Annotated in this window: 2 protein-coding genes; one reads left to right on the plus strand and one right to left on the minus strand. The window is 75.0% G+C overall.

What is annotated here, in order from left to right; all coding sequences use genetic code 11:
- The coding region (locus EEJ42_RS32115; protein WP_148082090.1) for an FHA domain-containing protein at positions 1–819 on the minus strand (819 nt) is incomplete at its 3' end.
- Between the two features lie 530 nt (positions 820–1,349).
- Here EEJ42_RS32115 and EEJ42_RS32120 point away from each other — a divergent pair.
- Positions 1,350–2,270 (plus strand): serine/threonine-protein kinase (locus tag EEJ42_RS32120; RefSeq protein ID WP_148082091.1); only part of this gene is annotated, 921 nt, incomplete at its 3' end.

Genomic DNA, 2,270 nt, shown 5'->3' on the forward strand with positions numbered 1-2,270 from the left:
CCAGCCGCGGCCGGGGTGGCGGGTGGGCGGGGCGCCGGTCCAGGGGCCCGTGGCGTGGGCCACGCCGTCCGCGCGGGGGGTGACCCTCAGGTGGCCCTCGCCGTCCGGGTGGGCGGGGAGGCGGGCGGGGGAGGACGGGGCCGCACCGGGGGCGCGCAGCCGCAGCGCGGATTCGCCGATCCGGAGCAGCGCGCCCGGCGCGAGCGGTACGGGGTCGCGGCCGACCGGGGCACCGTCGGCGGCGGTGCCGTTCGTCGAGCCGAGGTCGGCGATGGTCACCCGGCCGTCCTCGGCGACCGTCACGGCGCAGTGGAGCCGGGAGACGTCGGGGTCGTCCAGGGGGACGTCGGCGTCGGCGGAGCGGCCGATGCGGACCTGGCCGCCGTGCAGCAGGTGGACGCCGCCCGCGTCGGGCCCGGCGATCACGTCCAGGTGGACCGTGGCGTCGGACACCGCCGCCTCGGGCAGGCCGGGGTAGCCCGGGTAGCCGGGGTAGTGGTCGGGATCGGCGGGGGCGTGGAGGGAGAGCACCGCGCCGTCGACGAGCGGTGGTTCGCCGAGCGCGCAGCGCTGTGGGTCGAGCCGCTCCGAGCCCGCGTACACCACCACCGCGCCGGTGCCGCCCCCGGCGTCGTGCCCGGCCGCGGCGACGGCGGCGGCGAGGCCGCTCGTCACGGAGGCGAGGGCGGTGCCGACGGGAGCGGTCACGAGCACGTCCACCGCGCCCGCGAGGGCGTGCGGCGGCGGCGCGGGCGCAGGATGGCCGGGGCGGCCCGGGTGGGCGCTGCGCGGCCCGAGGACGGTCAGCCGAATCTGCATCGCCGTCAACGGTCCCTTCTGTCCGGGGGACCGGGCGGGGGTGCCAACCCCACCGTCTCGCCCCCAGGCGCTTCGGCACGTACAGGTCCGTACGGGTCGTACGGGTCACGGAGCGTGAGCCCCCCGCCGCTCGGCGCTTCCGTGCTGCGTGCATCCTCGCACCTGCCGCTGACACTTCGCCCGCCGCCCGGCGCGACATGATCTTGATTGGTCGGCTAGTCGGCCGAAACTGGCTGATTGCGACCGGATCCGCTGCGTGAGTGAGGGCCGATCGCCTGTGTTAAGAGGACGGGAGTGGGCAACCGACTCCCCGGATCACGCGTCTTTCCCCCGGGTTCCATGGCAGAGACCCCGCCACGGGCCCCGCCCGGGCCGCCGCGCCGCGCGCGGGCGGTGATCGGCGGTGATCAGCGGTGATCGGTACGGCGCCTTGTGCGTCCCCATTACAGTGGGCGGACGAGTACGGCAGGCAGTACAAGCGATGCAGCAAGCGATGCAAGTGATATGACCACGACCAGGGAGCGCATGACGTGCGGCCGGTAGGCAGCAAGTACCTGCTCGAGGAGCCGCTCGGACGCGGAGCCACGGGCACCGTCTGGCGGGCCAGCCAGCGGGAGACGGCGGGCGCCGAGGCGGCCGTGGCCGGGCAGCCCGGCGAGACGGTCGCGATCAAGGTCCTCAAGGAGGAGCTGGCGAACGACGCGGACATCGTCATGCGCTTTCTCCGCGAGCGTTCCGTACTGCTCCGCCTCACCCACCCCAACATCGTCCGCACCCGCGATCTCGTCGTCGAGGGCGATCTGCTCGCCCTCGTCATGGACCTGATCGACGGTCCGGATCTCCACAACTACCTGCGCGCCAACGGCCCGTTCACCCCCGTCGCCGCGTCCCTCCTCACCGCGCAGATCGCCGACGCGCTCGCCGCCAGCCACGCCGACGGCATCGTGCACCGCGACCTCAAGCCCGCCAACGTGCTCCTCGCGGGCACCGGCGAGGGCGAGGAGATGCACCCGATGCTGACCGACTTCGGCATCGCGCGGCTCGCCGACTCGCCCGGCCTGACGCGGACCCAGGAGTTCGTCGGCACCCCCGCCTACGTGGCGCCGGAGTCCGCCGAGGGCCGTCCGCAGACGTCCGCGGTGGACATCTACGGCGCGGGCATCATGCTGTACGAACTGGTCACCGGCCGTCCGCCGTTCGCGGGCAACACCGCGCTGGAGGTGCTGCACCGGCACCTCAGCGAGGAGCCGCGCCGCCCCACGACCGTGCCCGAGCCGCTGTGGACGGTCATAGAGCGCTGTCTTCGCAAGAACCCGGACGAACGTCCGAGCGCCGAGAGCCTGGCCCGCGGCCTGCGCGTGGTCGCCGCCGGTATCGGCGTGCACGCCTCGGCCGCGCAGGCGGAGGCCGCGCTCGGCGTCGCCGCGCTGCTCGCGCCGGACCCGGCGCCG

The sequence above is a fragment of the Streptomyces botrytidirepellens genome (assembly GCF_003721215.1).
Lineage (GTDB): Bacteria > Actinomycetota > Actinomycetes > Streptomycetales > Streptomycetaceae > Streptomyces > Streptomyces himastatinicus.